The organism is Streptomyces sp. NPDC034111 (genome assembly GCF_055575375.1).
Map to the genome: position 1 here is coordinate 520,118 of NZ_JBVIST010000004.1, position 23,381 is coordinate 543,498.

General features: G+C 70.1%; 20 protein-coding genes. 2 read left to right on the plus strand and 18 right to left on the minus strand.

The genetic code is table 11. The annotated features are described in order from the left end of the window. Genes nuoL through ACZ55A_RS14510 form a run of 12 tightly spaced genes read right to left on the minus strand, consistent with a single transcriptional unit; the run spans nt 1 to nt 12,939 of the window. Nucleotides 1–1,947: an NADH-quinone oxidoreductase subunit L gene (nuoL, locus tag ACZ55A_RS14455; RefSeq protein ID WP_468839053.1), complete on the minus strand. Its 1,947-nt coding sequence runs from the start codon at nt 1,945–1,947 to the stop codon at nt 1–3. 13 nt (nt 1,948–1,960) lie between these two features. Next, nucleotides 1,961–2,260, minus strand: coding sequence for an NADH-quinone oxidoreductase subunit NuoK (gene nuoK / locus ACZ55A_RS14460; protein WP_350730467.1), 300 nt, complete (start codon nt 2,258–2,260; stop codon nt 1,961–1,963). Then, a complete protein-coding gene (locus ACZ55A_RS14465) occupies nt 2,257–3,123 on the minus strand; it encodes an NADH-quinone oxidoreductase subunit J (RefSeq protein WP_468839056.1) in 867 nt (288 codons plus the stop codon). The genes nuoK and ACZ55A_RS14465 overlap by 4 nt, the downstream gene beginning before the upstream one ends. Then, entirely contained in the window at nt 3,120–3,698 is a 579-nt protein-coding gene (gene nuoI / locus ACZ55A_RS14470; protein WP_468839059.1) for an NADH-quinone oxidoreductase subunit NuoI, read from the minus strand. The genes ACZ55A_RS14465 and nuoI overlap by 4 nt, the downstream gene beginning before the upstream one ends. Then, on the minus strand, nt 3,691–5,079 hold the full coding sequence (gene nuoH / locus ACZ55A_RS14475; protein WP_468839062.1) for an NADH-quinone oxidoreductase subunit NuoH: 1,389 nt from the start codon (nt 5,077–5,079) through the stop codon (nt 3,691–3,693). Before nuoH ends, nuoI begins: the two co-directional genes overlap by 8 nt. After that, complete coding sequence (locus tag ACZ55A_RS14480) at nt 5,076–7,580, minus strand: NADH-quinone oxidoreductase subunit G (protein ID WP_468839065.1); 2,505 nt, start codon at nt 7,578–7,580, stop codon at nt 5,076–5,078. Before ACZ55A_RS14480 ends, nuoH begins: the two co-directional genes overlap by 4 nt. Next, nucleotides 7,577–8,959 (minus strand): NADH-quinone oxidoreductase subunit NuoF, encoded by a 1,383-nt coding sequence (nuoF, locus tag ACZ55A_RS14485; RefSeq protein WP_468839068.1) that lies wholly within the window; start codon nt 8,957–8,959, stop codon nt 7,577–7,579. Before nuoF ends, ACZ55A_RS14480 begins: the two co-directional genes overlap by 4 nt. Continuing rightward, nucleotides 8,959–9,810, minus strand: a complete 852-nt coding sequence (nuoE, locus tag ACZ55A_RS14490; RefSeq protein ID WP_468839071.1) for an NADH-quinone oxidoreductase subunit NuoE — start codon at nt 9,808–9,810, stop codon at nt 8,959–8,961. The genes nuoF and nuoE overlap by 1 nt, the downstream gene beginning before the upstream one ends. A 50-nt stretch (nt 9,811–9,860) precedes the next feature. Beyond that, nucleotides 9,861–11,237, minus strand: coding sequence for an NADH-quinone oxidoreductase subunit D (locus ACZ55A_RS14495; RefSeq protein ID WP_468839074.1), 1,377 nt, complete (start codon nt 11,235–11,237; stop codon nt 9,861–9,863). Further along, entirely contained in the window at nt 11,237–12,001 is a 765-nt protein-coding gene (locus tag ACZ55A_RS14500; RefSeq protein ID WP_468839077.1) for an NADH-quinone oxidoreductase subunit C, read from the minus strand. Before ACZ55A_RS14500 ends, ACZ55A_RS14495 begins: the two co-directional genes overlap by 1 nt. After that, on the minus strand, nt 11,998–12,570 hold the full coding sequence (locus ACZ55A_RS14505) for a NuoB/complex I 20 kDa subunit family protein (RefSeq protein WP_468839080.1): 573 nt from the start codon (nt 12,568–12,570) through the stop codon (nt 11,998–12,000). The genes ACZ55A_RS14500 and ACZ55A_RS14505 overlap by 4 nt, the downstream gene beginning before the upstream one ends. A gap of 9 nt (nt 12,571–12,579) precedes the next feature. Then, nucleotides 12,580–12,939, minus strand: a complete 360-nt coding sequence (locus ACZ55A_RS14510) for an NADH-quinone oxidoreductase subunit A (protein ID WP_468839083.1) — start codon at nt 12,937–12,939, stop codon at nt 12,580–12,582. Nucleotides 12,940–13,707: 768 nt separating this feature from the next. Between ACZ55A_RS14510 and ACZ55A_RS14515 the strand changes: the two genes are divergently transcribed. Beyond that, the gene (locus tag ACZ55A_RS14515; RefSeq protein WP_468839086.1) at nt 13,708–14,505 is read left to right on the plus strand and encodes a C40 family peptidase; all 798 of its coding nucleotides are present in this window, start codon (nt 13,708–13,710) and stop codon (nt 14,503–14,505) included. A 132-nt stretch (nt 14,506–14,637) separates the two neighbouring features. Here ACZ55A_RS14515 and ACZ55A_RS14520 read toward each other — a convergent pair whose 3' ends face one another. Together ACZ55A_RS14520 and ACZ55A_RS14525 are read right to left on the minus strand one after the other, a co-directional pair. Then, nucleotides 14,638–15,093, minus strand: a complete 456-nt coding sequence (locus ACZ55A_RS14520) for a carboxymuconolactone decarboxylase family protein (protein WP_468839089.1) — start codon at nt 15,091–15,093, stop codon at nt 14,638–14,640. Between the two features lie 770 nt (nt 15,094–15,863). Then, entirely contained in the window at nt 15,864–17,147 is a 1,284-nt protein-coding gene (locus ACZ55A_RS14525) for a geranylgeranyl reductase family protein (RefSeq protein ID WP_468839169.1), read from the minus strand. A gap of 141 nt (nt 17,148–17,288) precedes the next feature. Between ACZ55A_RS14525 and ACZ55A_RS14530 the strand changes: the two genes are divergently transcribed. Then, nucleotides 17,289–17,822, plus strand: a complete 534-nt coding sequence (locus ACZ55A_RS14530) for a GNAT family N-acetyltransferase (RefSeq protein WP_468839092.1) — start codon at nt 17,289–17,291, stop codon at nt 17,820–17,822. Between the two features lie 79 nt (nt 17,823–17,901). On the opposite strand, the gene ACZ55A_RS14535 is transcribed toward ACZ55A_RS14530, so the two are convergent. The 4 genes from ACZ55A_RS14535 to ACZ55A_RS14550 all read right to left on the minus strand — a co-directional run. Beyond that, nucleotides 17,902–20,577 carry a hypothetical protein gene (locus ACZ55A_RS14535; RefSeq protein WP_468839094.1) on the minus strand — a complete coding sequence of 892 codons (2,676 nt, stop codon included), beginning with the start codon at nt 20,575–20,577 and terminating at the stop codon, nt 17,902–17,904. 279 nt (nt 20,578–20,856) lie between these two features. Further along, entirely contained in the window at nt 20,857–21,555 is a 699-nt protein-coding gene (locus ACZ55A_RS14540; protein ID WP_468839097.1) for a demethylmenaquinone methyltransferase, read from the minus strand. Between the two features lie 442 nt (nt 21,556–21,997). Further along, on the minus strand, nt 21,998–22,549 hold the full coding sequence (locus tag ACZ55A_RS14545; protein ID WP_468839100.1) for a hypothetical protein: 552 nt from the start codon (nt 22,547–22,549) through the stop codon (nt 21,998–22,000). Nucleotides 22,550–22,556: 7 nt separating this feature from the next. Beyond that, nucleotides 22,557–23,381, minus strand: an 825-nt coding sequence (locus ACZ55A_RS14550) for a radical SAM protein (RefSeq protein ID WP_468839103.1), incomplete at its 5' end; no start/stop codon positions are given.

The following is a 23,381-nucleotide window of genomic DNA, read 5'->3' on the forward strand; positions in this document are numbered from 1 at the left end:
TCAGACACCCCTCATCAGCAGGGTCGCGGCGACGAGAACGGCGGCCCCGCCCAGCATCTGGACCGCGTACGAGCGGACGAAGCCGCTCTGCAACTGGCGTAGCAGGCCGGAGAGTCCGCCCATGGAGGCCGCCGTGCCGTTGACCGCACCGTCGACCAGGGAGCGGTCGAGCTGGACGAGCGTGGTGGTGACCTGACCGCCGGCGCGGACGAAGACGACATGGTTGAAGTCGTCCTGGAGCAGGTCTCGGCGGGCGGCCCGGGTGAGCAGCGAGCCGCGCGGGGCGAGCGCGGGGACGGGCTTGCGGCCGTACATCAGCCAGGCGAGGCCGACGCCGATGAGCAGGACGACGATGGTCGAGGCGGTGACGGTGGTGGCGCTGACCGGGGAGTGGCCGTGGGCGAAGGACGTCACCGGCTCCAGCCACTTCACGAAGGCCTCGTTGAGGCTGAACAGGCCGCCCGCGAAGACCGATCCGACGGCCAGCAGGACCATGGGGATCGTCATGACCTTCGGCGACTCGTGGGGATGCGGTGGGGCGTACGCGCCGCTGGTTTCGGCGGCGGGCTCGACCGAGGGCCGGTCCGGGGACGGGGTCGGCGCCTTGCGCCAGCGCTCCTCGCCGAAGAACGTCATCAGCATCACCCGGGTCATGTAGAACGCGGTGATCGCGGCGCCCAGGAGGGCCGCGCCGCCGAGGATCCAGCCCTCGGTGCCGCCCTTGGCGAACGCCGCCTCGATGATCTTGTCCTTGGAGAAGAAGCCGGACAGCCCGGGGAAGCCGATGATCGCCAGATAGCCGAGGCCGAAGGTGATGAAGGTGACCGGCATGTACTTCCGCAGACCGCCGTAACGGCGCATGTCCACCTCGTCGTTCATCCCGTGCATCACCGAGCCGGCGCCGAGGAACAGCCCCGCCTTGAAGAAGCCGTGGGTGACCAGGTGCATGATCGCGAAGGCGTAGCCGATCGGGCCGAGGCCGGCGGCCAGGACCATGTAGCCGATCTGCGACATCGTCGAGCCGGCCAGCGCCTTCTTGATGTCGTCCTTGGCGCAACCGACGATCGCACCGAAGAGGAGCGTGACCGCGCCGACCACGACGACCGCCAGCTGGGCCTCCGGTGCGGCGTTGAAGATCGCCCCGGAGCGGGTGATCAGATAGACGCCGGCGGTGACCATGGTGGCGGCGTGGATCAGCGCGGAGACCGGGGTCGGGCCCTCCATCGCGTCGCCGAGCCAGGACTGGAGCGGCACCTGGGCCGACTTGCCGCAGGCGGCCAGCAGCAGCATCAGCCCGATGGCGGTCAGTTTGCCCTCGGACGTGTCGCCGGTGGCGGAGAGCACCGGGCCGAAGGCGAAGGTCCCGAACGTCGTGAACATCAGCATGATCGCGATGGACAGGCCCATGTCGCCGACGCGGTTGACGAGGAAGGCCTTCTTGGCGGCGGTGGCCGCGCTGGGCTTGTGCTGCCAGAACCCGATCAGGAGGTACGAGGCGAGGCCGACGCCCTCCCAGCCCACGTACAGCAGGAGGTAGTTGTCGGCGAGGACGAGCAGCAGCATCGCCGCGAGGAAGAGGTTGAGGTAGCCGAAGAAGCGGCGGCGCCGCTCGTCGTGCTCCATATAGCCGACCGAGTAGATGTGGATCAGCGATCCGACACCCGTGATCAGCAGGACGAAGGTCATCGACAGCTGGTCGAGCTGGAAGGCGACATCGGCGCGGAAGTCGCCGACCGGGATCCAGCTGAACAGGTGCTGGTGCAGGGCACGGTGCTCGGGGCTCTTGCCGAGCATGTCGGCGAAGAGCACCGCTCCGACGGCGAACGAGGCCACCGCGAACAGCGAGCCGATCCAGTGGCCGGTGCGGTCGAGTCGTTTCCCTCCGCACAACAGCAGGGCCGCACCGACCAGCGGTGCCGCGACGAGCAGCGCGATCAAGTTCTCCACTTTGTGCGACCCCTTACAGCTTCATCAGGCTGGCGTCGTCGACCGAGGCCGTATGACGGGTGCGGAAGATCGACACGATGATCGCCAGGCCGACCACGACCTCGGCCGCGGCGACGACCATCGTGAAGAAGGCGATGATCTGGCCGTCCAGATTGCCGTGCATCCGCGAGAAGGTGACGAAGGCGAGATTGCAGGCGTTGAGCATCAGCTCGATGCACATGAACATCACGATGGCGTTCCGCCTGATCAGCACGCCGGCCGCGCCGATGGTGAACAACAGGGCGGCGAGGTAGAGGTAGTAGACCGGGTTCATTTCTTGGCCCCCTCCTTGTGCTCCTTCGGCGCCGCGCCACCGGACGGCGGGGGCCCGGGTTCGCCCCCGGACTCACGCCCCAGCCATTCCTCGGTGCGCCGCTCCAGGGCCTTCAGCTCGGCGAGCGACTCGCCGGAGACATCGCGGACCTGGCCGCGCTCGCGCAGGGTCGGGCTGACGGTCAGCTCGGACGTGGTGCCGTCGGGCAACAGGCCGGGGATGTCGACGGCGTTGTGCCGGGCGTAGACGCCCGGGGCGGGCAGCGGCGGGACCTGCTTGCCCTCGCGGATGCGTGCCTCGGACTGCTCACGCTGCGACTTGGCGCGCTCCGTACGCTCCCGGTGGGTGAGCACCATGGCGCCGACCGCGGCCGTGATCAGCAGCGCGCCGGTGACCTCGAAGGCGAAGACGTACTTGGTGAAGATGAGCGCGGCCAGGCCCTGCACATTGCCGCCCGCATTGGCCTCGCCCAGGCCGTTGAACTCCTTGAGCGAGGCGTTGCCGATACCGGCGATCAGCAGGGTGCCGAAGCCGAGTCCCAGTGCGACGGCGAGCCAGCGCTGCCCCTTGAGCGTCTCCTTGAGGGAGTCCGCGGCGGTGACACCGACCAGCATGACGACGAAGAGGAACAGCATCATGATCGCGCCCGTGTAGACGACGATCTGTACAACGCCGAGGAAGTACGCGCCGTTGGCGAGGTAGAAGACCGCCAGGACGATCATGGTGCCGGCGAGCGAGAGGGCGCTGTGCACGGCCCGCTTCATCAGGATCGTGCACAGCGCGCCCGTGACGGCGACGATGCCCAGGATCCAGAACTGCACGGCCTCCCCCGTGGAGGTGGCGGAGGCGGCGAGGCTCATCATGCCTGCACCCCCTCGTCCGTGGGCCGTTCGCCCTTGGAGACGGCGGCCTGGCGGACCGTGCCGGGCGCGGCCTCGGTCACCAGCCCGTTGTAGTAGTCCTTCTCCGTCATGCCGGGGTAGATCGCATGCGGGCTGTCGACCATGGTCTCCTCCAGGCCCACGAGCAGCTCTTCCTTGGTGTAGATGAGCGATTCGCGGGACCGGTCGGCGAGTTCGTACTCGTTGGTCATCGTGAGCGCGCGGGTCGGGCAGGCCTCGACGCACAGGCCGCACAGAATGCAGCGCAGATAGTTGATCTGGTAGACGCGGCCGTACCGCTCGCCCGGGGAGTAGCGCTCCTCGTCGGTGTTGTCCGCGCCCTCGACGTAGATCGCGTCCGCCGGGCAGGCCCAGGCGCACAGCTCGCAGCCGATGCACTTCTCCAGCCCGTCCGGATGGCGGTTGAGCTGATGCCGGCCGTGGAAACGCGGCGCCGTCGGCTTCTTCTCCTCCGGATACTGCTCGGTCAGCCGCTTCTTGAACATGGCCTTGAAGGTCACGCCGAAGCCGGCCACCGGGTTCTGGAACTCAGGCACCGTCGCCCCCCTTTCCATCGCTCTCATTTCCGTCACTGACAGTGTCCACCCGACCACTGACAATCAACTCCCGCTGCCCCCGCGGCCGTCGGCGCGGCACCGGCGGAAGGCTCTGCCCCGGCAGTGGTGGTACGGGGAAACCGCCGGCCATCGGGTCGAACGCCCCGTCGCCGTCGGTCTCCTCCTCCTGCTCTCCGCCGCGGAGGAAGTCCACGACCAGGGAGATCAGCAGCAGCGCGATCGCGCCGCCGGCGACGTACAGCACGATCTGGGAGAAGTCGTAGCCCTCGTTCTTCAGCGCCCGGACGGTGGCGACCAGCATCAGCCAGACCAGGGAGACCGGGATGAGGACCTTCCAGCCCAGCTTCATCAGCTGGTCGTAGCGCACCCGGGGGAGCGTGCCGCGCAGCCAGATGAAGAAGAACAGCAGCAGCTGCACCTTGAGGGTGAACCAGAGCATCGGCCACCAGCCGTGGTTCGCGCCCTCCCAGAAGCTGGACAGCGGATACGGGGCGCGCCAGCCGCCGAGGAAGAGGGTGGTCGCGACCGCCGAGACCGTCACCATGTTCACGTACTCGGCGAGCATGAACATCGCGAACTTGATGGACGAGTACTCGGTGTTGAAGCCGCCGACGAGGTCGCCCTCGGACTCCGGCATGTCGAACGGGGCGCGGTTGGTCTCCCCGACCATCGTCGCGATGTAGATGAGGAAGGACACCGGCAGCAGCAGGATGTACCACCGGTCCTGCTGCGACTCCACGATGGTCGAGGTCGACATCGACCCGGAGTACAGGAAGACCGACGCGAACGCCGCGCCCATCGCGATCTCGTACGAGATCATCTGGGCACACGAGCGCAGACCGCCGAGCAGCGGGTACGTCGAGCCGGAGGACCAGCCCGCCAGCACGATGCCGTAGATGCCGATGGACGCCGTGGCCAGGATGTAGAGGATGCCGATCGGCAGGTCGGTCAGCTGCATCGGGGTGCGGACGCCGAAGATCGAAACCTCGTTGCCGGCCGGCCCGAAGGGGATCACCGCGATCGCCATGAAGGCCGGGATGGCCGCCACGATCGGCGCGAGGAGGTAGACCGCCTTGTCGGCCCGCTTGACGACGAGGTCTTCCTTCAGCATCAGCTTGATGCCGTCGGCCAGCGACTGGAGCATCCCCCAGGGGCCGTGCCGGTTGGGGCCGATGCGCAGCTGCATCCAGGCGACGACCTTGCGCTCCCAGACGATCGAGAACAGCACCGTCAGCATCAGGAACGCGAAGCAGAAGACCGCCTTGAGGGCGATCAGCCACCACGGGTCGCGGCCGAACATCGACAGGTCTTCCTGGGCCAGCGCGGTCGGCGCGGCGGCCAGTTGGCCGAACTGCATCATGCGTCCACCTCCTTGGCCGGCTCCGGCGTGCCCGGGACGGCGGAGATCTTCACCAGGTCACCGGGGCGCGCCCCAGTGTCGGCGGCCACGCCACCGCCCACGGAGTTGAGCGGCAGCCACACCACCCGGTCGGGCATCGGCGTGATCTGGAGCGGCAGGTGGACCGAGCCGGCCGGTCCGCTGACCGCCAGCAGGTCACCGTCCTTGACGCCGGTCTCCTGCGCGGTGGCCTGCGACAGCCGGGCGACGGCCGCGTGCCGGGTGCCGGCCAGCGCCTCGTCGCCTTCCTGGAGCCGCCCCCGGTCCAGCAACAGCCGGTGTCCGGCGAGTACGGCCTCACCGGTGTCCGGGCGGGGCAGCGGCCGGCCGGACTCCAGGGGCTCGTTCGCGTACGGGCCCTCCCAGCCGCCGAGCCGGTCCATCTCGCGGCGTACGGAGCGGACGTCCGGCAGCGCCAGGTGGACGTCCAGCGCGTCGGCGAGCATGTGCAGCACCCGGGCGTCCGGCTGTAGTTGCCGGCTGGTGAGCTGGTCCGGCTTGAGGGCCGCCTCGAACGGCCGGGCCCTGCCCTCCCAGTTGAGGAACGTTCCGGACTTCTCGACGACGGCCGCCACCGGGAGGACCACATCCGCACGGTCGGTGACCTGTGAGGGCCGCAGCTCCAGACTGACCAGGAAGCCGACCTCGGCCAGCGCGGTCAGCGCGCGGGCCGGGTCCGGAAGGTCGGCGACCTCGACACCGCCCACCAGGAGCGCGCTGAGTTCGCCGGTCGCGGCGGCCTCGATGATCTGGCCGGTGTCGCGGCCGTGCCGGTGCGGCAGCGCGGCCACGCCCCAGGCGGCGGCGACCTCGTCGCGGGCCCGGGGGTCGGTGGCCGGCCGCCCGCCGGGCAGCAGACCGGGCAGCGCGCCGGCCTCGACGGCGCCGCGTTCGCCCGCCCGCCGCGGGATCCACACCAGGCGGGCGCCGGTGGCGGACGCGGCGCGGACCGCGGCGGTCAGCGCACCGGGCACCGCCGCCAGCCGCTCGCCGACGACGATCACCGCGCCGTCCGCGCGCAGCGCCTCGGCCGCGGCCAGCCCCTCGCCCTCCAGGCCGACGCCGCCCGCGAGGGCGTCCAGCCATTCGGTCTCGGTGCCGGGCGCGGCGGGGAGCAGAGTGCCGCCCGCCTTGATCAGACCGCGGGAGGCGTAACTCGCCAGCCCGTAGGTGCGCTGTCCGCTCTTGCGGTGCGCCTTGCGCAGCCGCAGGAAGACGCCCGGCGCCTCCTCCTCGGCCTCGATGCCGGCCAGCAGGACGGCCGGCGCCTTCTCCAGGACGGCGTACGTGACCCCGCCCCCATCGAGGTCGCGGCCCCGGCCGGCGACCCTGGCCGCCAGGAAGTCGGCCTCCTCGGCGCTGTGCACCCGGGCCCGGAAGTCGATGTCGTTGGTGTCCAGCGCGATCCGGGCGAACTTGGCGTAGGCGTAGGCGTCCTCGACGGTGAGCCGGCCGCCGGTCAGCACACCGGTGCGGCCCCTGGCGGCGGCCAGTCCGCCGGCCGCCGCCCGAAGGGCCTCCGGCCAGCTCGCCGGCTCCAGTTCACCGGACTCGCGGTTGCGCACCAGGGGGTGCTCCAGCCGGTCGCGCTGCTGCGCGTAACGGAAGGCGAAGCGCCCCTTGTCGCAGATCCACTCCTCGTTGACCTCGGGGTCGTTGGCGGCGAGCCGGCGCAGGACCTTGCCGCGCCGGTGGTCCGTACGGGTCGCGCAGCCGCCCGCGCAGTGCTCGCACACCGACGGCGAGGAGACCAGGTCGAAGGGGCGGGCGCGGAAGCGGTACGCGGCCGAGGTGAGCGCGCCGACCGGGCAGATCTGGATGGTGTTGCCGGAGAAGTACGACTCGAAGGGGTCGCCCTCTCCGGTGCCCACCTGCTGGAGGGCGCCGCGTTCCAGCAGCTCGATCATCGGGTCGCCGGCGATCTGGTTGCTGAAGCGGGTGCAGCGCGCGCACAGGACGCAGCGCTCGCGGTCCAGCAGCACCTGGGAGGAGATCGGCACCGGCTTGGCGAAGGTGCGCTTCTTGCCCTCGAAGCGCGACTCCGGGTCGCCGACCTGCATCGCCTGGTTCTGGAGCGGGCACTCGCCGCCCTTGTCGCAGACCGGGCAGTCCAGCGGGTGGTTGATCAGCAGCAGCTCCATCACCCCGCGCTGGGCCTTCTCGGCCACCTGGGAGGTCAGCTGCGACCTGACGACCATGCCGTCGGTGCAGGTGATGGTGCACGAGGCCATCGGCTTGCGCTGGCCCTCGACCTCGACGATGCACTGCCGGCAGGCGCCCGCCGGGTCCAGCAGCGGGTGGTCGCAGAACCGCGGGATCTCGATGCCGAGGAGTTCGGCGGCGCGGATGACCAGCGTCCCCTTGGGGACGGAGATCTCGATGCCGTCGATCGTCAGGGTGACCAGGTCCTCCGGGGGGACCGCGGCGGAGCCGTTGTCCGACCCCGTTGTCGTGACGGTCATGCTTTCACCCCCAGGTGAGCGTCGTTGTCGGCCCAGAGGGTCGACCTGGCGGGGTCGAAGGGGCAGCCCCGGCCGGTGATGTGCTCCTCGTACTCCGCGCGGAAGTACTTGAGCGAGGAGAAGATCGGCGAGGCGGCGCCGTCGCCGAGGGCGCAGAAGGACTTGCCGTTGATGTTGTCGGCGATGTCGTCGATCTTGTCGAGGTCCTCCATCCGGCCATTGCCGGCCTCGATGTCGCGCAGCAACTGCACCAGCCAGTACGTCCCTTCACGGCAGGGCGTGCACTTGCCGCAGGACTCGTGGGCGTAGAACTCGGTCCAGCGGGTGACCGCCCGCACGACGCAGGTGGTCTCGTCGAAGCACTGCAACGCCTTGGTCCCGAGCATCGAGCCGGCCGCGCCGACACCCTCGTAGTCGAGGGGGACGTCGAGGTGTTCGTCGGTGAACATCGGCGTCGAGGAGCCGCCCGGGGTCCAGAACTTCAGCCGGTGGCCGCGGCGGATGCCGCCGCTCATGTCGAGCAGCTGGCGCAGCGTGATGCCCAACGGGGCCTCGTACTGGCCGGGGTTGGCGACATGGCCGCTGAGCGAGTAGAGCGTGAAGCCCGGGGACTTCTCGCTGCCCATCGACCTGAACCAGTCCTTGCCCTTGTTCATGATCGCGGGAACCGACGCGATGGATTCGACGTTGTTGACGACAGTGGGGCAGGCATAGAGGCCGGCCACGGCCGGGAAGGGAGGACGCAGCCGGGGCTGTCCGCGACGGCCCTCCAGGGAATCGAGCAGCGCGGTTTCCTCACCGCAGATGTACGCGCCGGCGCCCGCGTGCACGATCACGTCCAGGTCGAGTCCCGAACCGAGGATGTTCTTCCCGAGGAAGCCCGCCGCGTAGGCCTCGCGTACGGCTTCGTGCAGCCGGCGCAGGACGGGTACGACCTCACCGCGCAGATAGATGAAGGCCAGGTTCGACCGGATCGCATGACAGGCGATCACGATCCCCTCGATGAGGGAGTGCGGGTTCGCGAAGAGGAGCGGGATGTCCTTGCAGGTCCCGGGCTCCGATTCGTCGGCGTTGACAACGAGATAGTGCGCCTTGCCGTCGCCCTGCGGGATGAACTGCCACTTCATTCCGGTCGGGAAGCCCGCGCCGCCGCGGCCGCGCAGCCCGGAGTCCTTGACGTAGGCGATGACGTCGTCCGGCGGCATCGCGAGCGCCTTGCGCAGACCCTCGTAGCCCTCGTGCCGGCGGTAGGTCTCCAGCGTCCAGGACTGCGGCTGGTCCCAGAAGGCGGACAGGACGGGTACGAGGAGCTTTTCGGGGCTCGCCTCTCCCCCGGTCTGCGGCCGGGAGGCGCCCCCGTAATCGGCAGCCACGGTCATCACTCCCCCTCCTCTTCTACGGGGCCCGCCGGGTGGTCTGCGTCGGAGGCCGAGGTCTGCTGCGGTGCGTCGTGCGAACTGGGGTGGCCCGGGGGCGCCTGTTCGTCGGGGTGGCCGCTGGGGGGTTCGCCGGCCGGGCCGTCGGCGGTCGTCCGCGGGGCGATGACGTGGTCGGCGCCCCGCCCCGGGGCGGCCTCACCCTTGGCCAGGCGCAGCCCGATCAGGGAGGCGGGGCCGGCGCTGCCGGTGGCCTCGACGGCGCCGGGCCGCTCGTCGGGGAAGCCGGCGAGCAGCCGGGCGGTCTCCTTGAACGTGCACAGCGGCGCGCCGCGGGTGGGCTCGACGGCCCGGCCGGCCCGCAGGTCGTCGACCAGGCGGCGGGCGGATTCGGGCGTCTGGTTGTCGAAGAACTCCCAGTTGACCATCACGACCGGGGCGAAGTCGCAGGCCGCGTTGCACTCGATGTGTTCGAGGGTGACGGCGCCGTCCTCGGTGGTCTCGCCGTTGCCGACGCCGAGGTGCTCCTTGAGCTCCTCGAAGATGGCGTCACCGCCCATCACCGCGCACAGCGTGTTGGTGCAGACCCCGACCTGGTAGTCACCGCCGGCCTTGCGGCGGTACATGGAGTAGAAGGTCGAGACGGCGGTGACCTCCGCGGTGGTCAGGTCGAGCAGCTCCGCGCAGAAGCGGATGCCGGTGCGGGTGACATGGCCCTCCTCCGCCTGTACGAGGTGCAGCAGCGGCAGCAGCGCCGAGCGCGCGCCCGGGTAGCGGGCGATCACCTCCTTGGCGTCCGCCTCGAGCCGGGCCCGTACCTCGGCCGGATAGTCGGGGGCGGGCAGTGCGGGCATCCCCAGACTGGTGGGGGGTTCGGGGTTCTGCCCCCGAGAAGACACAGTGGTCACCGGTCGACGCCTCCCATCACGGGGTCGATGGACGCGACGGCGACGATGACGTCGGCGACCTGGCCGCCTTCGCACATCGCCGCCATGGCCTGGAGGTTGGTGAAGGACGGGTCGCGGAAGTGCACCCGGTAGGGGCGGGTGCCGCCGTCGCTGACCGCATGCACGCCCAGCTCGCCCTTGGGGGACTCGACGGCCGCGTAAGCCTGTCCGGGCGGGACCCGGAAGCCCTCGGTCACGAGCTTGAAGTGGTGGATCAGGGCCTCCATCGAGGTGCCCATGATCTTCTTGATGTGGTCGAGGGAGTTGCCCAGTCCGTCCGGGCCGAGGGCCAGCTGAGCGGGCCAGGCGATCTTCTTGTCCGCGACCATGACGGGGCCGGGCTCCAGCCGGTCCAGGCACTGCTCGATGATCCGCAGCGACTGGCGCATCTCCTCCAGCCGCACCAGGAACCGCCCGTAGGCGTCGCAGGTGTCGGCGGTCGGGATGTCGAACTCGTAGTCCTGGTAGCCGCAGTACGGCTGCGCCTTGCGCAGATCGTGCGGCAGGCCCGCGGAGCGCACGAGGGGCCCGGTGGCGCCGGTGGCCATGCAGCCGGCCAGATCGAGGTAGCCGATGCCCTCCATGCGGCCCTTGAAGACGGGGTTGCCGGTGGCGAGCTTGTCGTACTCGGGGAGGTTCTTGCGCATCGTCCTGACGAAGGCGCGCACCTGGTCGACCGCGCCCGGGGGCAGGTCCTGGGCCAGGCCGCCGGGCCGGATGTAGGCGTGGTTCATCCGCAGGCCGGTGATCAGCTCGTAGATGTCGAGGATCAGCTCACGGTCCCGGAAGCCGTAGATCATGATCGTGGTGGCGCCCAGCTCCATACCGCCGGTGGCGATGGCGACGAGGTGGGAGGAGAGCCGGTTGAGCTCCATGAGCATCACGCGGATGACCGAGGCCCGGTCGGGAATGGCGTCGGTGATGCCGAGCAGCTTCTCCACGGCCAGGCAGTAGGCCGTCTCGTTGAAGAAGGGGGTGAGGTAATCCATCCTCGTGACGAAGGTGGTGCCCTGCGTCCAGGTCCGGTATTCGAGGTTCTTCTCGATGCCGGTGTGCAGATAGCCGATGCCGCAGCGGGCCTCGGTGACGGTCTCCCCGTCGATCTCCAGGATCAGCCTCAGCACACCGTGTGTGGACGGGTGCTGCGGCCCCATGTTGACGATGATGCGCTCGTCGTCGGACTTGGCAGCGGCAGCCGCGATCTCGTCCCAGTCGCCGCCGGTGACGTTGTAGACAGTGCCCTCGGTGGTCTCGCGGGCCAGGGACTCGGTCGTGTCGAAGTCGCTGGACGTGCGGTGGCCGTTCGGGGAGTGGGAGTGCGGTGCTGTGGTCATCAGCTGTACGACCTCCGCTGGTCGGGAGCCGGGATCTGCGCGCCCTTGTACTCGACGGGGATGCCGCCGAGGGGGTAGTCCTTGCGCTGGGGGAAGCCCTGCCAGTCGTCCGGCATCATGATCCGGGTCAGCGCAGGATGGCCGTCGAAGATCAGGCCGAAGAAGTCGTAGGTCTCGCGCTCGTGCCAGTCGTTGGTCGGGTAGATCTCGACCAGCGAGGGGATGTGCGGGTCGGCGTCCGGGGCGGAGACCTCCAGCCGGATCAGCCGGTTGTGGGTGATCGAGCGCAGGTGGTAGACGGCGTGCAGTTCGCGGCGCTTGTCTCCGGGGAAGTGCACCCCGCTGACGCCGGTGCACAGTTCGAAGCGGAGCGCCGGGTCGTCGCGCAGGGTCCTGGCGACGGCCGGCAGGTACTCCCGCTCGATGTGGAAGGTCAGCTCACCGCGGTCCACGACCGTCTTGTCGATGACGTTCTCGGGGACCAGGCCCTGCTCCTCCAGGGCGCCCTCCAGCTCGTCGGCGATCTCGTCGAAGTCGCCGAATCCCTCACCGCCGCCCGGTCCGCCGTACGGCCGCTGGGAGGCGCCGGGCAGCCGGACGGTCCGGACGAGGCCGCCGTAACCGGTGGTGTCGCCGCCGTTGTTGGCGCCGAACATCCCGCGGCGGGTGGTGATCACCTCGCCGGTGTCGTCACGCTGCGCCGGGACGGCCTCGTCGGTGCCGTCGGGCCGGTCCGGACGCTCGGGGTTCGTCTGCTCACTCATCGCAGCAGCCCCTTCTTCTCGGACGAGAGGGGCATCTCGATCAGCGGGAGCGCCTTGAGCGCGGCCTCCTCGGCCTCCCGGGCGGCCTGCCGCTGATTGACGCCGAGCTTGGTGTTCTGGATCTTCTGGTGGAGCTTGAGGATGGCGTCCATCAGCATCTCGGGGCGCGGCGGGCAGCCCGGCAGATAGATGTCGACCGGGACGATGTGGTCGACGCCCTGGACAATCGCATAGTTGTTGAACATTCCGCCCGATGAGGCGCAAACCCCCATGGAGATCACCCACTTCGGGTTCGGCATCTGGTCGTAGACCTGCCGCAGCACGGGGGCCATCTTCTGGCTCACCCGGCCGGCCACGATCATCAGATCCGCCTGCCGGGGCGAGCCGCGGAAGACCTCCATTCCGAAGCGGGCCAGGTCGTAGCGCCCGGCGCCGGTCGTCATCATCTCGATGGCGCAGCAGGCCAGCCCGAAGGTCGCGGGGAAGACCGATGACTTGCGCACCCAGCCCGCGGCCTGCTCGACAGTGGTCAGCAAAAAGCCGCTCGGCAGCTTCTCTTCAAGTCCCATGTGTGACCCCTAGTCCCATTCCAGGCCGCCACGACGCCAGACATAGGCGTAGGCGACGAAGACGGTGAGCGCGAAGAGGAGCATCTCGACGAGCCCGAAAAGCCCCAGGGCGTCGAAGGTGACCGCCCAGGGATAGAGGAAGACGATCTCGATGTCGAAGACGATGAAGAGCATCGCCGTCAGGTAGTACTTGATCGGGAAGCGACCGCCTCCGGACGGTGTTGGCGTCGGCTCGATTCCGCACTCGTACGCCTCGAGCTTGGCCCGGTTGTAGCGCCTGGGCCCGATCAGGCTGGCCATGATCACGGAGAAGATCGCAAAGCCTGCTCCGAGGGCTCCCAGTACGAGGATGGGCGCGTAAGCGTTCACCGTCCTCGCTCCCTTCAGTCGACGATGACTGGATGGCGGTCCGCCCGGGCCCTGTGGGCACCCCGTAGAGATCGTGCATATGTGAGGCAGTTCACAAGCCCGAGCCGCCGTCATCTTATGCCTGCTGGTCTGTGATCTGCGACACGGGGGTGAACAACGTCTTTGTGATCTTCACCACCCGGCGAAGGATCATGAAGTCGGATGAGCGGTGATCTTCATACGTGAAGCACGCGAGTGATCACGAGAGGTGACATTCATCCGGGTTACCGCTGGTCAGCGAGGGATGGCCAATATCAAGTGGTGCCCATCGCGAGCAAATTGGCGCTGGACGAGACCAACTGCTATAGGAGCGGCATCCGTAGACACGGCCCCTCGCGCCCCCCTCGCGACCTCGCTCGCGGACCCTCTCGCGACCTCGCCGTGACCCGCCCGTGATCATCCGTACGTGCTCCGGTTCACGAGCGGCCGCCCGCACCGGATTACGGGAACATAACGGACACTCAAGAGTGACCTATCCCACGTGATTTCACGTACTAAGTCCTTGACGCCCGGGAAGCCTTGGCGTGGCGCATGGAGAAGTGGTAGGCGCCGTACGGGGCTTCGGCGAACGGCAAATGCCGTGCACAGAGACGTGATCGCGAAATCCGGACATCGCGCCGCCGGATCGACGGGCGGCTAAAAGTCCGAAATGTTCATCGCGTACGCGTCAAGTGTGGCGCAGTGCACCTTTCTTGGCAGCAACCTGTGGCTCCTGATAGCCGTTGGACCATGTCCCCGAACGCACTCATACCCAGCCACCGGAAGCCCCGTGTTCCTTCCGCGTCCACCCGGGCGCTGCGGGCGGGCGTGACCGGTGGCTTCCTCACCCTCGCGGTGACCGGCGCGACCGTGCCGGCCAACGCCGTGGAAAAGCCCGTCTCCGAGACCCAGGAGATGCCGACGATCACGACGGCGCTGGCAACCAGCGCCGCCCGGAGCGCCGACACCGCCGAGCAGGTCGCGTTCAACTACGAGCGGCAGGCGCTTCAGGACACCGCCTTCTCCAAGGCCGCCAAGGCCGCCGAGAAGCACAAGGCCGAGGCCGTGAAGAAGGCCAAGGCCGCGGCCAAGAAGAAGGCCGAGGAGGCCCGCAGGGCCAAGGAGGCCGCCCAGGCCCGGGCGTCGCGCTCCAGCGAGCGTTCGACCCTGTCCGCCCCGGCGTCCACCGCGACCGGCTCCACCGCCACCCTCATCGCCTTCCTCAAGGCGCAGCTGGGCAAGGCGTACGTGCTCGGTGCCAGCGGTCCCTCCGCGTACGACTGCTCCGGTCTGACCCAGGCCGCCTTCCGCCAGATCGGCGTCGACCTGCCGCGGGTGTCGCAGGACCAGTCCACCACCGGCACCCAGGTCGGCCTGGACAACCTCCAGGTCGGCGACATCCTCTACTGGGGCAGCTCGGGCAGCGCCTACCACGTCGGCGTCTACATCGGCGACGGCAAGTTCATCGGCGCCCAGAACCCCAGCACCGGCATCGTCGAGCGCCCCCTCAGCTACGACATGCCCACCGGCGCGGTGCGCGTCCTCTAGGACCGCCGCCCACCCGTAGCGCACAAGGACCGTCCCTCCCGCCGCCCGGGAGGGACGGTCCTTTGCCGTACGCGGGGCCCCGCACCGGGGGAGGAGGGCCCGGCCGGCTTTCGGTCCCTCGCGGAGCGGCTGTTACCAGCCCGCCCCCGCGGGCTGCCGGGTGGTCGCGTTGAGCCGGTTGAAGAGGTTGGTGATGCCGATCGTCAGGATGATCGACGCCAGCTGCTGCTCGTCGAAATGGTCGGCGGCGGCGTCCCACACGGGGTCCGGCACCGGGTCGGAGCTGTCGGCGAGCCGGGTGGCCGCCTCCGTGAGCGCCAGGGCGGCGCGCTCGGCATCCGTGAAGTACGGCGCCTCGCGCCATGCCACCACCGCGAACAGCTTGTCGTCATCGACGCCCGTCTTCCGGGCGCTCTTGACACCCCCGTCGACACAGAAGCTGCATCCGTTGATCTGGCTGGCGCGCAGATGCACCAGCTCCAGCGTCTCCTCCGGCACCCCGCCCTTCCGCGTCGCCTTGACCAACTCGAGCAGGGGCTGCATGGCCTCGGGCAGGACCACGGCGGGGTTCTTCATACGTGCTTCCATCACTGCGCTCCTCGGTAGATCTCGTCGTCACTGACTGAGTCACTGCACTGACGGATCCCGGCCGGAGAATGTGACGGCAGCGGCCGGAAAAACTTTCCGGTGGGCCCGCGCCGTCGGTGCGGGCCCGGTCTCCGCGCCGGAGCGGCACTCACAGGAGCAACCCTCGTTGCACCGCCATTAGCACCTGATCACGCAATCCGGTGACGAACAGACGTATTCACCATGCGGCCGCCAGGAACCCCTCACTGTGGGCATATTTACCCATGAGGAGGACGGGTTGGCCATCTATGTCCAGCGCAGCACCCTCGACGCCCTTGAGAAGCGCGTCGAGAAGAACCACGGCGCTGTCGTTGTCCGGAACTCAGTCATTCGACACTGGAGGGGCGGGAGCGGCTACGACTGGAGCGCCTGCAAGCCGTCTGCGCACTGCTCCGCCGGAGGGGACTGGAGACCTTCCCCCGCTCGCCTCTCCTGCCGAACGAGTGGAACACCCTCGTCGTCTACCGGGCCGAGCTCACGGCGGTCCGGCTGGAGGCCGTCGAGCAGAACCGTGCGGCCCTGCTCTTCGTCCTCGACGAGCTGAACAAGTCCGCCTACGGGCAGAACCTGACGTCCTCGCACCGCTTCCGCCGGGAACTCCTCAAGCTGTCCCCGGCCAGGGCGACGACGGTCAGCCCGGAAGCAGAGCGCCTGTACGTGGCATGAGACCAGGTCCGCCCGCCGCGGCTCCCGCGGTGGGCGAACCGCCCATGATCAACTGGCGTGCGCGATCAGGCCTTCGGCGCGATCTTGCTCAGGCCGTTGATGATCCGGTCCATCGCGTCGCCGCCCGTGGGATCGGTGAGGTTGGCGAGCATCTTGAGGGTGAAGCGCATCAGCAGCGGGTGGGTCAGACCGCGCTGGGTGGCGATCTGCATGACCTTGGGGTTGCCGATCAGCTTCACGAAGGCGCGGCCCAGCGAGTAGTAGCCGCCGTAGGTGTCCTTGAGGATCTTCGGGTAGCGCTGGAGGGCCAGCTCGCGCTGGGCGTACGTGGCGCGGGCGTGCGCCTGCACGATGACCTCGGCGGCGATCGCGCCGGACTCCATGGCGTACGCGATGCCCTCACCGTTGAACGGATTGACCAGGCCGCCCGCGTCACCGACCAGCAGCAGGCCCTTGGTGTAGTGCGGCTGGCGGTTGAAGGCCATCGGGAGCGCGGCACCCCGGATCGGGCCGGTCATGTTCTCCGGCGTGTAGCCCCAGTCCTCCGGCATGGACGCACACCACGCCTTGAGGATCTCGCGCCAGTCCAGCTCCCGGAAGGCGGCGGAGGTGTTCAGCACACCGAGGCCGACATTGCTCGTACCGTCGCCCATACCGAAGATCCAGCCGTAGCCGGGCAGCAGCCGGTCCTGGGCACCGCGCCGGTCCCACAGCTCCAGCCACGACTCCAGGTAGTCGTCGTCGTGCCGGGGCGAGGTGAAGTACGTGCGCACGGCCACGCCCATGGGGCGGTCCTCGCGCCGGTGCAGACCCATGGCCAGCGACAGCCGGGTGGAGTTGCCGTCGGCGGCGACCACGAGCGGAGCATGGAAGGTGACCGGGGCCTTCTCCTCACCGAGCTTGGCCTGCACACCGGTGATACGGCCGGTCAGCTCGTTGATGACCGGCGCACCGACATTGCAGCGCTCGTACAGCCGGGCACCGGCCTTCTGCGCCTGACGGGCCAGCTGCTCGTCGAAGTCGTCGCGCTTACGGACCAGTCCGTAGTCCGGGAACGAGGCCAGATCCGGCCAGTCGAGCTGGAGCCGGGACCCGCCGCCGATGATCCGCAGGCCCTTGTTGCGCAGCCAGCCCGCTTCCTCGGAGATGTCGATGCCCATCGCGACCAGCTGCTTGGTGGCGCGCGGCGTCAGACCGTCACCGCAGACCTTCTCGCGGGGGAACGCGGTCTTCTCCAGAAGGAGTACGTCCAGACCGGACTTGGCCAGGTGATAGGCGGTGGCCGAGCCGGCGGGCCCGGCACCGACGACGATCACATCCGCGGAGTGCTCCGAGCTGGCGGTGGTCACGGAATCGGTCACGGACGCGGACTCGGACTCGGTCACGGCGTTGTCTCCCGGAAGTCGATATCTGGATATCTGGGTGCCGACCGGCACTGGGCATGTGCAGTCTATGGGGGCCTTGGTGATCAGATCCTGAAGGGTTGTCCCATGAAGCCTGTGGCCACACCGCCCCCGAACACCCCGCTGCCCGCCTTCGAACTGCGGGTGCCCACCGACGAGGACGCCCTGAACTGGCACCGGGTCTTCAACGACCCCGCGGTGATGGAGTTCCACGGCGGCGCCCCCGCCGAACTCTCGGTGTACGAGGAACTCACCGCGCGCCAGCGCAAACACCACGCGGAACGGGGCTTCTGCCTCTACACCCTGGTGAATCCGGCGGACGGTGAGGTCATCGGCTTCACCGGCGCCCAGCCGTGGCCGTGGGACTGGGGCCCCGCGGGCGAGATCGAGATCGGCTGGCGGCTGGGCCGCGCGTACTGGGGCAAGGGGTACGCCACCGCCGCGGCGCGGGCAGCCCTGGAGTCCGTACGGACGGCCGGTGTCCGCCATGTCGTGGCGATGGTCGACGCGCGCAACGAACGGTCACTGGCGGTGACCCGGCGGCTGGGGATGCGCCGCGCGGAGACGGTGATCACGCCGAACAGGCAGCGGCCCGGGTACTGCCACCGGCTGGATCTGTAGGCGGGGGCCGGCGCGCATTGCGGTGCGCGCCGGCCCCCCGGCCTGGTACACGTCCTGGTCGACGCCCTGGGTCGACGTCCTAGTCGATGTCCACGTCGCTGACGGTCCAGGTGCTGAGCGCCGTGCTGAAGACCTTGTCGTTCTCCGGGTCGTACAGCACCTCCAAGCACTCGTAATAGATGCTGTATTCGGTGCCGTCAGCGGCGAGGTACGCCTGGTCGATGGCGTGCACGGTGTTCCCGTTGTCGTTGACGTAGGTGAACTCCCAGCGGGCGCCCGGGCGGTCCCGGAAGGTGTTCTTCCGCAGCTCGGCCCGCTGGTAGTTGATCCGCTTCCTGGCGCCCTTCTCCATGCTCAGGAAGTTGTCGTAGGACGACTGCGGGGCGTTGGCGATGACGCCGATCCGCAGGTACTGCTCGCCGGCCGGCGCCTTGTAGTCGGTCTGGGTGCCCTTCGCCGAACGCGTCCAGTCGCGCTTCACGGCGAGCGAGAACCCGTAGGGGTCGTCCTTCCGGACGAAGCCGTCGGGAAGGCCGGCGGTGGACGTGGCGGGCGCGGACGGGGACGGCGTCGCGGCGGAGGACGGAGTCGTGGCCGGGGACGGAGTCGTGGCCGGCCCGGGGGTGGGCTGCACGCTGGCGGCCGCCGACGGCTTGTCGGCCTTGTGGGCGGCGCGGCTGTCGTTCCGGTGGTCGTCGGCGCCCCCGCCCCGATGGTCCTTGAAGTACAGCGCCCCGGCCGTTGCTCCGCCACCGACCAGGAACGCGGCCAGCGCCAGCGCCGCCCACTTCAGCGCGGGACGGCGGAACTTGGGGGCTTCGCCGGGTGGGGGAACCTCGGGGGTGATGAGGGGGGTGATGTCCGGGGCGGTATCAGGGACGGCGTTCGGGACGGCGTCAGGGACGGGGGTCGAGGGGGCGCCCGGGTCGGCCTCCGGGGCGGCATCTGGAACGGCGTCAGGGGCTGCGGGAGCAGCTGTCGGTACGGGAGGCGCAGACGGGGCGGCGGGAACGGCCCTCGGGTCGCCGTCGCCGTACGGAGCGGCCGGAGCAGCGGGAACAGCCCCCGGCTCGCCGTACGGAGCAGCCGGGGCCGCCGGAGTGCCCGGGCCGGCCGGCCCGCCCCGGCGCCCCACCATCCGCAGCAGGTACGGCACGACCAGCACCGCGCCGAAGGTCCACAACAACGCGAACAGCAGCGTCTCCCCGCTGCCCGCGGACAGTTCGGCGTGCGCACCGGCGATCCGGCCGCCGTGCCCACTGCCGTAGCCGCCGTAGTCGCCGTATCCGCTGCCGTATCCGCCCCCGTACCCGTACCCCTCGCCGCCGCTCCCGTGCTGGAACGCCGCGCTCGCACTCACGCCGCCGACCAGCACCAGCGCCATCAGCCCGAGGACGAAGAAGCCCGCGGACAGCAGCTGTTCGCGGCGGTCGGCGCTGCGCCGTACGACCAGGAATCCCACCAGCAGCGCACCGCACAGACCGCCGACGATCACGCCGAACAGCAGCCAGCCGCCGGCGACGTCCCCCAGCTCGCCATAGCCGACCGACCCCCGGCCGGAGGTGGGCAGAAACGGGATCTCGGGAAGGTTCCACTGGGCGGTCACCGGCGCGCCCCAGGCCATGGCGAGCGCCAGCACACCGATGTTGGGCAACAGCACCAGCATCGCGACGACCGCCTCGCCGTCGAGGTCCTGCTTCTCCGTGGCGAGCAGCGCCACGACCGCGACGACGCCGGCCAGCATGACGACGGTCAGCAGTGCGAGCAGCGCGGTGCGCAGCGCCCCGACGGCGCGCTGCCGGCCGAGCTGGGCGGGCTGGGCGGCGAACCAGGCCCCGGCCTCGCCGTGCCCCACCGCCGCACCGCACACCGCGGCCGCCAGCAGGAAGGACCACAGCAGCGTGCGGAACGGCGCGGACGACAACTCGATGCCGCTGTAGGAGGGTTGGGCCAGCAGGGCGAGGAGGAAGGCGCCGACGCCGCAGAGCACGGCAACCCGCAGCACGGTCTCCACCAGGCCGCCCCGATCACCGGCCACCCCCGGCCCGACAGCCCCCGCCCCATCAACGCCCATCCCCCGCAAGGAGTTTGGGCCACCCATCACCTTCCGGGCCGCGAACGCAAGCAGCCCCGCCCAGGCGAGCGTGACCACCAGCGGCACCAGCGACAGCGTCGCCTCGCCCGCGAGCCCTTGGCCGAACGCCTCCAGCGACGCCGAAGCGTTGCCGGTGAGGGTGAACCCGCCGCCCACACTCTGGAGCAGCACCGCCAGCGCGATCCGCATCCGTACGCCCCAGCCGAGCCCGCCCGCGTGCGCGTCGTCCGAGAAGAACATCGCCAGCACCGAAGCCAGGAGCAGCAGCAACACCGTCGGCCCGGCAGCGACCTTCAGGGCCGCACCCCAGTCCCCCTTCACCGTACGGGCGAGCAGGGCGCCGAGCGGCGAGGGCGACGCGGGTGTGGTCGGGACGGGCGTGGGCGGAGCGGGTGCGGGCGACGCGGGCGCGGGCGGGACGGGTGCGGGCGACGCGGGTGCCGGCGGGACGGGTGCGGGCGACGCGGGTGTAGGCGGCGCGGGCGCGGGCAGGGCGGACTGCGGTGGGCCGGGCGGGGCCGCCGGGACCGGAGGCCGGGCCGGTGGTGGCGGCCCGTCCGGCACCGGTGGCGCGGCGGCCCGCCGCTCCCGGCCGCAGCCCATGCAGAAACGCGCCTCGGGCGGCGAGGCAGAACCACAGTCCGGGCAGAACGACGACACGACGGGCTCCGGGAGGTCAAGGGCAGCACGAACCACTGCCGCGGGCGAACGAACGTACAGACATCACTGCCGTACGCATGGTTCCCCCGGCGCCCGCCCCATGATGGGACGTCACCCAAGCGCGCACTCCAGGGCCCGCCGGCCCCGCCGACCACCCGGCCGATACGCCCCCGGCCGCTTCGCCCCCCGGGGCGGCTACCCCACCGCTTCGCCCCCCGGTCGGCCACCCGGCCGCTTCGCCTTCCGGTCGGCCACCCGGCCGCTTCACCCCCTGGTCGGCTACCCGGCCGGCTTCGTCCCCCGGTGCAGCGCCACGATCCCGCCGGTCAGATTGCGCCAGGCGACCTTGGTCCAGCCGGTGCCCTGGAGCCGGGCGGCGAGCTCGGGCTGGTTGGGCCAGGTGCGGATGGACTCGGCCAGGTAGACGTACGCGTCCGGGTTGCTGCTGACCGCGCGGGCCACCGGCGGCAGCGCGCGCATCAGGTACTCGGTGTAGAGGGTCCGGAACGGCGCCCAGGTCGGCTCGCTGAACTCGCAGATCACGACCCGGCCGCCGGGCTTGGTGACCCGGTACAGCTCCGCCAGCGCGGCATCCGTGTCCTGGATGTTGCGCAGCCCGAAGGAAATGGTGACCGCGTCGAAGACCCCGTCCGCGAACGGCAGCCGGGTGCCGTCACCGGCGGTGAAGGGCAGCCACGGGTGCCGCTTCTTGCCCTCCCCCAGCATGCCGACGGAGAAGTCGCACGGCACGACGTACGCACCGGTCCGGGCGAACGGCAGCGAGGAGGTGCCGGTGCCGGCCGCGAGGTCGAGCACCCGCTCGGCGGGCCGTGCGGCCACCGCGCGGTCCACCTCCTTGCGCCACAGCCGCGCCTGCCCCAGGGAGAGCACGTCGTTGGTGAGGTCGTACCGTGCCGCCACGTCGTCGAACATCGCGGCGACTTCGTGCGGCTGCTTGTCCAGGGATGCTCGGGTCACCGGGCCATTGTCCACCGTGCGGAGGCCGACGCCCGCACCGGGCGCACCCCCTGCCGCCCAACCTCGGCAGGGGTGACCGGACGCGCTCCGTCGGGAACGGCCGGATGCACTCCGTCGGGGCCGGCCGGGTGCGCTCCGTCAGGGATGGCCGGACGCGCTCGGTCGGGGACGGTCGGATGCACCCGGTCAGGGACGGCCGTACGCGCCTCGGAGACCTACAGGAGAAGCCCAGCGCCTCGGGAGTCCCGGGCCTCGGGAGCCCCAGGGCCTCGCGTGCTGCTTCCTTATACTCAGCAACGATTACGGAGAGTAGCTAGTTCCCTGTGTCGTTACACTCCGTGACGACATCGGGGGTGACGCGAGACCACAGAGCGGCGCGACATCACGGGCGCGGCATCACGGGCGGCGCGGCATCACCGGCGGCGCGACATCAGAGCAGGCCTCAGCGGCGGCGGTGGACGAGGCGCCCGGCGAGGACGGTGGCTAGCGCGGTGCCGTCTTCGGCGAAGACCGCGAAGTTGGCAGCGCCGTCGACGGTCAGTGCGCGCGGAGCGGGGCCCGGCAGTTCTTGGAGCCCGGACCGCTGGACCGCCGTACGGACCGTGGGCCGGGTGAACGGGCCGGTCAGCGAGGTCGTTCCGGCGGCCAGGAGGCGTTGCAGCCCGCGGCGGGCGCTGGCGCCCCAGCGGGTCTCGGTCATACCGAGTGCGGTGAGCGCCTCGCCGGTGATCGGCTCGCTGCCCAGTGCGTCGGCCTCGCGTGGATCGGGGTGGTAGGCGGCCTCCAGCAGCGCCGCGCCCCGCGGTTCATGACGGCCGGGGGTCAGGACGCCTTCCCACTCCCGCACCCGCGCCCTCGCGCCGTACTCCGCCGCCAGCTCCTCGTACGGGTCGATGGCGGCGAGCCGAGCGCCGTCGACGACGACCGCATGCCCGGCGTCCAGGGGGCCGTCGTGCACCCGCCGGACCCCCCGCACCCGGTGAAGTGTCAGCACCCGTCGCCTACTTGGCCTCGATGAGCTTCAGCTCCGGATGGGCCGTGCCGCCCTCGATGGCCGTCGAGGACAGATGCGAGACGACCTTGTCGTCGACCGGGTCGTTGGCCGGGTCGTCGTGCACCAGCAGATGCTCGTAGGTCGTCGCGCGCTGCGCCGGGACCCGGCCCGCCTTGCGGATCAGGTCGATGATCTCCATACGGTTGGAGCGGTGCTTGGCGCCGGCCGAGGAGACCACGTTCTCCTCCAGCATGATCGAGCCGAGGTCGTCCGCGCCGTAGTGCAGCGACAGCTGGCCGATCTCCTTGCCGGTGGTCAGCCAGGAGCCCTGGATGTGGGCGATGTTGTCGAAGAAGAGGCGGGCGATCGCGATCATCCGCAGGTACTCGAAGAGCGTGGCCTGCGTCCGGCCCTTCAGGTGGTTGTTCTCGGGCTGGTAGGTGTACGGGATGAAGGCGCGGAAGCCGCCCGTACGGTCCTGGACGTCACGGATCATCCGCAGGTGCTCGATGCGCTCGGCGTTGGTCTCGCCGGTGCCCATCAGCATCGTCGAGGTGGACTCCACCCCGAGTCCGTGCGCGACCTCCATGATCTCCAGCCAGCGCTCGCCGGACTCCTTCAGCGGCGCGATGGCCTTGCGCGGCCGCTCGGGGAGGAGTTCGGCGCCGGCGCCCGCGAAGGAGTCCAGGCCCGCGGCGTGGATGCGCTGGATGGCCTCCTCGACCGACACGCCGGAGATACGGGCCATGTGCTCGACCTCGGAGGCTCCCAGGGAGTGGATCACCAGCTGCGGGAAGGCCTTCTTGATGGCCGAGAAGTGCTTCTCGTAGTA

Excerpts from the sequence above, each read along its gene's own strand:
- nuoK (WP_350730467.1), bottom strand. The coding sequence starts at position 2,260 with ATGAACCCGGTCTACTACCTCTACCTCGCCGCCCTGTTGTTCACCATC.
- ACZ55A_RS14465 (WP_468839056.1), bottom strand. The coding sequence starts at position 3,123 with ATGATGAGCCTCGCCGCCTCCGCCACCTCCACGGGGGAGGCCGTGCAG.
- nuoH (WP_468839062.1), bottom strand. The coding sequence starts at position 5,079 with ATGATGCAGTTCGGCCAACTGGCCGCCGCGCCGACCGCGCTGGCCCAG.
- ACZ55A_RS14480 (WP_468839065.1), bottom strand. The coding sequence starts at position 7,580 with ATGACCGTCACGACAACGGGGTCGGACAACGGCTCCGCCGCGGTCCCC.
- nuoF (WP_468839068.1), bottom strand. The coding sequence starts at position 8,959 with ATGACCGTGGCTGCCGATTACGGGGGCGCCTCCCGGCCGCAGACCGGG.
- nuoE (WP_468839071.1), bottom strand. The coding sequence starts at position 9,810 with ATGCCCGCACTGCCCGCCCCCGACTATCCGGCCGAGGTACGGGCCCGG.
- ACZ55A_RS14495 (WP_468839074.1), bottom strand. The coding sequence starts at position 11,237 with ATGACCACAGCACCGCACTCCCACTCCCCGAACGGCCACCGCACGTCC.
- ACZ55A_RS14500 (WP_468839077.1), bottom strand. The coding sequence starts at position 12,001 with ATGAGTGAGCAGACGAACCCCGAGCGTCCGGACCGGCCCGACGGCACC.
- ACZ55A_RS14505 (WP_468839080.1), bottom strand. The coding sequence starts at position 12,570 with ATGGGACTTGAAGAGAAGCTGCCGAGCGGCTTTTTGCTGACCACTGTC.
- ACZ55A_RS14515 (WP_468839086.1), top strand. The coding sequence starts at position 13,708 with ATGTCCCCGAACGCACTCATACCCAGCCACCGGAAGCCCCGTGTTCCT.
- ACZ55A_RS14520 (WP_468839089.1), bottom strand. The coding sequence starts at position 15,093 with ATGGAAGCACGTATGAAGAACCCCGCCGTGGTCCTGCCCGAGGCCATG.
- ACZ55A_RS14530 (WP_468839092.1), top strand. The coding sequence starts at position 17,289 with ATGAAGCCTGTGGCCACACCGCCCCCGAACACCCCGCTGCCCGCCTTC.